Here is an 8,512-nt window from a genome sequence, read left to right on the forward strand (position 1 = left end):
CGTCACGCACGATTTGTTCTTGATCACACAAAAGGGTACTTGTTACATGTTCGGCACACAGCGTTTTATTGAGCCAGCAGTGACGAGATGGCGAACACAAAAAAGCGAATGTTGAAACCATTCGTCTTTCTTCCTCACTTCACTTCCTCATGCTCATGAGCAGTATCTCTTTTGCTCGCGATAAAGAGTGCACATGTCATCGCAAGAATGGCCAGTGCCCACCAGAATGTCGATACGGCCTGTTCATGATCAATGATAATCAAACGGATGACAGCTGTGATGCCAATATAAATAAAATAGCGCAGCGGAAAATGAAAGTTGGATTTAAAGTATTTAATAATTAAGGCGATAAATTCAAAATACATAAAGAAGATCAGCAGCTCGCCAAGCATTCCATAATAGCTTTCTCCTTTGTTAAACAATGTTTTATAGACGAATTGCACGATGTACCATGTTTCACTAATTAAGAGTACGCTTAGCGCAATCGCTAGAAAGAACAGGCAGATATTCAGAAGGGCTTGCAGAAGATCAGGTACCTTTTGGAAATTGTTGAATCGTTTCATCAGATTGTTTCCCCATTCCATGATGTTGTTTTTGCTCTCTACATTTTGGTATTCCAAAATCGCAGCACGATGTAGTAGGTATCGTTCTTTTCTCCACTTTCAAACTGTCCATGCATTCGGGACATCATCCGCTTGATGCTTCGTTCCCCGAGTCCATTGCTTTCCGGGATGATGTCTGTCTTTTTTATCGCATTGCTCACATGGATTTCAAAGACATCTTCGTCGGATAAAAAAGTGATCTGAATGTTCTTTTCAGGATCTGCGTATTTACGTAAATTTGACATCACATTATCAAACACTCTGCCAAGTTCCTCGACGTTTACGTTCATATAGCTATCCGGCATTTCGCCTACAATATGGACCGTGAAATTCTCCTGATGCAGCAGGGCGACCTGATCTGATAGAAGATCATAAATCACTTCTTTCACTGCAACGGTTTCAAGCTCTGACTCGTGCTCTTTATCTAGCAGGAAATAGGCAAATAGATTATCAGACAGATTCTTTAATTGCAGGGCTTTTCCATACGCACTCGCTATATATGGCTCCTTGCGGGTATCCGCTAGAGCCTCCTCTTTTTTCGCAAATTCCAGATTCATGATGAGTGATGTCAGCGGGGTCCTCATATCATGCGACATTTCGGTCACTAAACTGCGGCTCTCTTCCTGCAGATCATCAATGGCCTGAAGCTTGTCCAAAAAGGCTGTTCTTAAATCCTCAATGCTCTTTGCAATCATGGCCAATTCATCATGCCCCTTCACTGTCATCTCATAATCGAGCTCACCGCCTTCAAGAATATGAATCTCTTCACGGATCGTTTGCAAGTAACGTAGGCTTCGGCGAATGCCAACAAGCACAATCAGGAGAAAAATGAGTGTTGCACCAAGCAGTTCTAGTGTAAAGGCGAGATCGTGATATCGAGAAGAGTAAAACCCGTCTACCATAACCCTACCTTCTCCGTCGCTAAATTGAACCGGGTAAGAATGACGCTTTGCGTAGTCGGTCACCTTTTCTTTCCCATAGGCCGATTCGTCAGCGGCAGAGTAAATCGAGTCATATTGAAGCACTTCATCCTTGTAAACAGTGAGATTAATATAATCTTCTTTTTTCACCCACTCACCGAATGCTTTTCGATCCGTTGAAGTCAGCTCATGTTCTGAAACGTAGCGGCTGAATGTTTGAATGTATCTGGCGGATTCTTCCTTATAGTACTCATCCGAACCTAAATATCCTTCAATCAGGTGATCGGTGATCTTTTGCAGTGTCAAAAAGACAACACCACTTACGATAGCAGCGACCAAAATGAGCAGTGACAGCTTTTTGGCCAGCGTATATTTACGATGTGCCAAACCGGTATCCTCTCCCCCATTCTGTTTTGATATACACGGGACGAGCTGGGTCATCTTCAATTTTGGCACGCAGCTTTCGGATATGCACCATGACCGTATTGTTTGAACAATAAAAATAAGGCTGGCCCCACACGCTTTCATAAATATTTTGAGCAGAAAATATTTTGTTTCGTTTGTTCATGAGCAGTTTTAATATCCGATATTCTAAATCAGATAACTTGATTTGCTGCCCATTTTTCCACACTTCATTAAATTCTTCACTCACCTTCAGGCTACCGCCAACTAAATAGGTTTCTTCCTGTTCCTTTTTTTCCTGATAGATGGTATATCTGCGCAATTGCGCCATGACCCTAGCGTGAAGCTCCTCTTCTGAAAAAGGTTTTGTCATATAATCATCTCCGCCAGCGAGTAGTCCTTCGGTTTTATCCCATGTACTAGATCTGGCGGTCAAAAATAAAATTGGCACATTTGAGGTGGCTCTTATTTGCTGGCACGTTTCGATCCCAGAGATACCTGGCATCATAACATCCAAAATCACCAAATCAAGCGAATCATCTACAACATACAATGCCTGCTTGCCATTCATGGCTCTCAGCACCTCATACCCTGCACGTGTCAGAGATTCCTGCAAAAGATCACCGATCTCCTGATCATCCTCTACAACTAATATTCGATGGGTCATGTCTCAATCACCTCATCCTTCATGATGTTCATTCTTATATGTTATTACTATATATCATCTAGCTATGTGAAAAGATACACCATAAATCTTAAGTGTTTATGAATATGATCAATTGCCATCAAGTTGTCACATTTATTTTCAAAAAATTGGATCTTCATAAATGATTAAGAATTGACCTGTATATTGATTCATTGAAGGATTTATCTTTAGATCCAATACACGAAAAGGAGCATAGATATGAATGTAAGCAAGGTAGAACACGGACAACCAATGAGTCTCAAAGAACGGGTACATTTCTTGGACATCGTACGAGGATTCGCCTTAATGGGGATTATTTTGGTCAACTATTTTTTGATTGTGGATTCGGTCAAGGGATTTGAGATGGAGTCTAATGATGGTTTTCACCACATTGTGAATTGGTTTGCCTCGGGGAAATTCATTACGTTATTTTCTTTTCTATTCGGGGTTGGTTTTATGATATTTATGGATCGAGCCGCTCAAAAGGTGGACAGCCCGAACAAGTTGTTTGCTCGCAGATTAACCATTCTCTTAGGGATCGGTCTTCTGCATGTCACGTTTGTATGGATTGGAGATATTTTAACCTATTATGCTATCGCGGGCTTTTTACTGCTTTTCTTTTACAAACGCACAGCCAAAACCATCCAGTACTGGCTCATCACACTCTTTGTGATTCAATTGCTCACGCCTCTTTTCACCATGCTGCTCAATACCATCAGTACAGGATCATCAGGCAAGCCGGATTCTGCCGATTTTGAATTGACCAGTCACAACAGTCTGACTTATTTAGCATCGATAGGTGACCGGTGGACGGATATGTTCACGATGGCTTCGAGCTCATTTTCCACCGTCTATTCCATGTTCTTCATGTTTTTACTTGGTGTGTATTTTGTGAAAATGTCATTTTTCAAAAACATGGAGACGAAAAAAGCGCTTTGGAATCGTATTTGGATGATTTGTACAATTGCTTTTCTTATCACACTAGCCAGTACGATTATGACAGCGGTCACCCCTTTTGAACATACGCCATGGATGAACATTGTCTCTGCACTTGAGCAAAATGGGGGATTGACTGGCAGTATGTTTTATATGAGTTCACTTGCGATGCTGTTTCTGCACATTCCTCAGCTGCGAGGTACTTTAATGGTGTTCACCAAAGTCGGACGAATGTCCCTGACCTGTTATTTGCTTCACTCCATTATTGGCACAATGCTATTTCTCAAGTACGGAGCTGGACTTGCCGATCATCTTTCACCGGCTGGTACGTTCTTCATGGCTATTGGCGTGTATGCCTTCCTTGTCCTTTTCAGTACGTTATGGTTAAAGCGATTTAAGTCTGGACCGATGGAATTTATCTGGCGTCAGCTGACGTATGGGAAGGTCAATGACCAATCAAAAACAAATACATTTCAGGCGGCGAAGTAGAAGTAATAGAAAAAAGGCGAATTACGACAGTTCGCCTTTTTTCATGTGTTGAGTTTTTGTGATTCAGATACAATCCGTTCATTTTATATATTGATCCATCATTTCTTGCAATTGAGTCAAATAACTCTCTTTTAATTCATCGGGGTATTCAATTTTCACATGTTTCCCAAATGAGATCAAATAGTGAGTCATATACGATAATTCTTCTTGGTTGTACCCACCCACTATATAAGGCGTATCATCAATGGTCTCCAATCTCATATTCGGATAATGATTCTTCAAAAACTTTTCTTTCCCTTGTTCCGTTAATCGACATTTAAAAGAGATATCATGATAGGTTTTTTCGTATTCAAGCTGCAGTGCTTTTAATTCTTCCTTCGTCAATGTGTCTTTCGTTTCTTCTTCGATCATCATGTCCGTCATACAATCACATCTGTAGATGCCCCACTTTTTATTCTGAACATCATATGCTTCGGTAAACCAAATCCCATTTCGATAAAACAACTCAAGAAATTGTAGCCTGATCCTTTTATGTTCATATTGAGTGTATGTCATCTTCACGATTTGATCTTCCATCATTGCCTGCAATATCAAATCCAAATGATTTTGTTCACTCACTGGCGCGACATGATAGTAATGAATCACATCCAAAATCTCCGTGATCCGATGTTTTCTCTCATCAGACATTGTAGCAAACAGTTTTTGGCGAATCTGTGAGTAAGACTTTTTAAATGGTGTTGCTGACAACAGATCTAAGGCTTTAAGAGCGAAAAAAATGGCTTGAACTTCATCTATTTGAAAATAGATCGGAACCAATGGAGATTGATTCACGAGCCGATATCCTCCATGTCTGCCATTTTCAACATAAAAAGCTAAGCCCATGGACTCTAGCTCTTCCATATCTCTTAAAGCCGTACGTTTAGAAATGCCAAATTCAGTTTCTAAATCTTTTAATTGAAATGAATATTTATCACTTAAAAAAATAAGCTCTTGGTTTAAGCGTTCTGATTTTTTCATTTGATTTTCCTTCTGAAAAAGGTGACATGTTTTGTCACCTTTATATTTTATACTCAGTTTATCAAAAGAAAAGGAGCATGTATATGCAAACACTAATCATTAACGCGCACCCTGATTTCACTCATCAAGAAAGTTATTCAAACAAACTGCAAGCACTATTTTTAAAGCAGTTTAAAGAAAGATTTCCTTATGAGGAGCCTACCATTTTACATTTATATGGAACTGAAATTCCTCGTATCGAAAAAGACCAGCTGCTAGGAATTTGGGATAAGCAAGCATCTGAACAATCATTAACAGCTGCCGAAGAAAAAATCGCCGCTGCTTCATCTGCTCTATTGGCTCAATTCAAAGCACATCATCGAATCGTGATTGTATCACCTGTTCATAATTTCAATGTGACGTCACGTATGAAAGATTATATAGATAATATCTTAATTGCTAGAGAAACGTTTAAATATACAGAAAATGGTTCAGTTGGTCTGATGACTGACGATTATCGTGTACTTTTGCTTCAAGCAAGTGGCTCAATTTTCACAAATAATGATCGGTACACACCACTGGAATTTTCATATTATTATCTAAAGGAAATTTTCCAAAACTTGATGGGCTTTCAACAATTTCATATTGTCCGGGCACAAGGGACAGCGATTTTAGAGCAAGATGTGATCTTACAATCTGCATCTGATGATATGACGAAAACCTTAGATGCGTTTTATGCACCTCGTTAACCTCTATTTTTTCAAGACCCAGAACGAAAAATTTTGCTCACTTGTCATCAATCTTATTTTTTCGTTTTGGGGTGACTCCTATCTGCTAGTACAAATATTATTGATGACTAATGCTGCCGTTTCACTCGGATGGCTAAGAGGGAAATGATGGCCATACGGAACAAAATCAACCTTCCCAAGATGCGATGGCGCAGAATAGCCTCTGTCATACTCCCCCCAAATCATGTGAAGATGATCCTTTGTAACTTCTTTAAAGTCACCTTGATCGGTTTCCAGTAATAAATGGTTAAGCTGAACCGTCGTATTTAAAATTCTAGGAGAAGTAAAGCTGTTTTTGATTTTTTCAATATAATGTTCAGGGATGCTCTCCGTGCTTTCAAACAAACCATTTCTTAATACATAACGCTCTATCAAATGAGTCGTTGCCAATCTTAATGTCCATTTGTTCAGAAATTGAGGAACATATAGTGATTTTGCCTTTTGTTTAGCAACAGGCGGCTGCAGTAAAGTGATTGAATACTTCTTATCGATGTATTCTTGTCCCAATGCTTCCAAAAGAATATACGCACCGAATGAATGGCCGATCAGATGTGCACCATTCGTCGCTTTCTCTATTACTTTTTTCACTACATTTAAATAGATATCTAGAAGATGTTTCTCTCGTTTAAAAGGAGAACGCCCCAAACCAGGAAGATCCAAGATCCATACAGGTTGACCTGTTTTCTCATGAAGCTCTTGTGCTAAAGGAAATAAATCTTCTCCATCACTCAATAAACCATGTAATAAAATAAACGGCTTCCCCTCTCCTTGTAATTGGTAAAGGGTGTTATTATCGCATAATGTTCGTTTAAATAAATGATGCTGCTCACCATGTTGATCCATCATTCGATAATCTAGATCGGCTACTACAGCAGGAAAAAATGTCATGACACTCGTCTTCTTAAACCAATCTTCTCCCATTATTTTTTTCGCTGAAACATTTGAAAACGTTCGTTTTGTCATAAAATTCAGTCCGTCAGAAGGAATGTTTGTGAGTTTACTGACGCCACTATTCATGATAGCTTTCATCAGTGGCATAGGAACAGAGATGCTAGGTGCCCTCATATTCATACTTTCTGACATCATACTTAATAGTCCAGCAACGTTCTGATCGTGCTCTTTGTCTTCAACAAGTGTATATGTTTGAATAGCCGACTGCTCCAACTTGAAAACCTGTACAATAAACTTCGCAAACTCATCGTTTGAAATAAGTGGTAACCGATAGCCCTTACCTCCAGGAATCACCGGCATGAGCCCTCTTCGCATACTCTTTACAAGCAAACCTAATCCTGCAATTTGCTCTGTACTCCCTGTTTGACTACTTCCAACGACAGTTGGCGGATTAATGATAGAAAGCGGATAACCTACCGCTGATGCTTGTTGACGGATATATATATCTGCTAAAAATTTTGTTCTCTCATAAGGATTTTTTATTTTCAAGTAATTGTTTCCTTCTTCAAATACGTCAATTGCAATCTTGCTATTTTGATCATCAAAGGGGCTCATATAACCGACAACATGAATAAATTGCTGCAAGCCCTTCAATTGATGAATACTTTTAGCTAATTCACCAATATATTTGGCGCCATTTAAAAAGACGGAAGCTGCCTCTTTACTTGTCGCTTGAATATCCATCGGGCCTCCTGCGTGAATGATCACATCTGTTTTCAATACCCTCTCCTGATCTTCAGGACTTAGACCCAAATCGACTCTCGTCAAATCACCTTCAACAAAGTGCATCACTGACTCTTTTAAAATACCTCTTTCTTGAAAAATGCGTGTTGCTTTACTTTTTGACCTTACTAAAAGAAGAATGTTCACATCCTCTTTCGCTAATTCTTCGACTAATTGCTTTCCGATAAACCCTGTTCCACCCGTTAAAAATACTGTTTTCATGTGAAATCTCCTTTTTAGTACTATTCAGTACTAATTTGATGTAAAAAAAATGCTTCTTTATCGAAGCAAGTTAAATAAATGATCTGCTGTTTTTGTGATGACAGTGGCATCCTTCAATGTTTCTGAAATAAATAACGCTCCTTCAAGATTTGTCATAAAAAGTGATGCCACTTCATCAATATGAATCGTCTTTCTGAATTCTCCATTCTCTACCCCTTGTTTTAGTAACAGAGAAACTTTCTTTTGTAATCCTGTAAAAAAAAGACCTATTTTTTCTTTTATTTGTGTGGCCTGTGCAGGACTTTGAATATAAAGAGTAATAAATGGACAGCCGCCCTTATACTCTCTCGACTGAACGCCTTGTGATAATTGCTTTAAAAACATTTGGGTACGATCTTCAACTGAAAATTGAGTCTGAGACATTACGTCGTCTATTGCAGCTTGATACATATCAATCCAATAATCAACGACCCCTTCTAATAATTCCTCCTTATTAGAAAAGTGATAATACACATTAGACTTTGACACTTTGCTTACACGAACTAATTCATCCATACTTGTATAAGCAAACCCTTTTTCCAAAAATAATGTTGCAGCCACTTCAAGTACACGTTTTTGATTCATTAATTTTACCTTTGTCATAATTAGAACTATACAGTACTAAATTATATGTTGCAAGTATTTATGATCATTTAGAAAAGAGTTTGATGAAAAAGTTTTCTCAATGCGGTCAAGCGCAAATGAGGAAACTATCAATAAGAGAGTTTCTTTTAATTATAATCTTCTCCTACCAGTAAA

At 38.7% G+C, this 8,512-nt stretch carries 8 protein-coding genes; 2 read left to right on the forward strand and 6 right to left on the reverse strand.

Annotated elements, in window-relative coordinates; translation table 11 throughout:
• Positions 1 to 134: 134 nt before the first annotated feature.
• From psiE to V7L95_RS03015, 3 genes are read right to left on the reverse strand one after another with little or no spacing between them, the layout of a single operon-like run.
• A complete protein-coding gene (gene psiE / locus V7L95_RS03005; RefSeq protein WP_008346998.1) occupies positions 135 to 563 on the reverse strand; it encodes a phosphate-starvation-inducible protein PsiE in 429 nt (142 codons plus the stop codon).
• Between the two features lie 38 nt (positions 564 to 601).
• Positions 602 to 1,909: a HAMP domain-containing sensor histidine kinase gene (locus V7L95_RS03010; protein ID WP_311754305.1), complete on the reverse strand. Its 1,308-nt coding sequence runs from the start codon at positions 1,907 to 1,909 to the stop codon at positions 602 to 604.
• On the reverse strand, positions 1,896 to 2,591 hold the full coding sequence (locus tag V7L95_RS03015) for a response regulator transcription factor (protein ID WP_024719771.1): 696 nt from the start codon (positions 2,589 to 2,591) through the stop codon (positions 1,896 to 1,898). The genes V7L95_RS03010 and V7L95_RS03015 overlap by 14 nt, the downstream gene beginning before the upstream one ends.
• A 237-nt stretch (positions 2,592 to 2,828) precedes the next feature.
• Between V7L95_RS03015 and V7L95_RS03020 the strand changes: the two genes are divergently transcribed.
• Positions 2,829 to 4,034, forward strand: a complete 1,206-nt coding sequence (locus V7L95_RS03020) for a DUF418 domain-containing protein (RefSeq protein WP_311754306.1) — start codon at positions 2,829 to 2,831, stop codon at positions 4,032 to 4,034.
• A 78-nt stretch (positions 4,035 to 4,112) separates the two neighbouring features.
• On the opposite strand, the gene V7L95_RS03025 is transcribed toward V7L95_RS03020, so the two are convergent.
• A complete protein-coding gene (locus V7L95_RS03025) occupies positions 4,113 to 5,051 on the reverse strand; it encodes a WYL domain-containing protein (protein ID WP_076821065.1) in 939 nt (312 codons plus the stop codon).
• An 83-nt stretch (positions 5,052 to 5,134) separates the two neighbouring features.
• On the opposite strand from V7L95_RS03025, the gene V7L95_RS03030 reads away from it, so the two are divergent.
• Positions 5,135 to 5,779, forward strand: a complete 645-nt coding sequence (locus V7L95_RS03030) for an NAD(P)H-dependent oxidoreductase (RefSeq protein WP_025207935.1) — start codon at positions 5,135 to 5,137, stop codon at positions 5,777 to 5,779.
• Between the two features lie 78 nt (positions 5,780 to 5,857).
• Here the strand turns inward: V7L95_RS03030 and V7L95_RS03035 are convergent, their stop codons facing one another.
• Together V7L95_RS03035 and V7L95_RS03040 are read right to left on the reverse strand one after the other, a co-directional pair.
• Positions 5,858 to 7,714 (reverse strand): alpha/beta fold hydrolase, encoded by a 1,857-nt coding sequence (locus V7L95_RS03035; RefSeq protein ID WP_076821067.1) that lies wholly within the window; start codon positions 7,712 to 7,714, stop codon positions 5,858 to 5,860.
• A gap of 57 nt (positions 7,715 to 7,771) precedes the next feature.
• On the reverse strand, positions 7,772 to 8,338 hold the full coding sequence (locus V7L95_RS03040) for a TetR/AcrR family transcriptional regulator (RefSeq protein WP_017359293.1): 567 nt from the start codon (positions 8,336 to 8,338) through the stop codon (positions 7,772 to 7,774).
• Between the last annotated feature and the right edge of the window lie 174 nt (positions 8,339 to 8,512).

Source organism: Bacillus sp. PPSBB_11 (assembly GCF_038023285.1).
In the GTDB taxonomy this organism is placed as follows: domain Bacteria; phylum Bacillota; class Bacilli; order Bacillales; family Bacillaceae; genus Bacillus; species Bacillus altitudinis.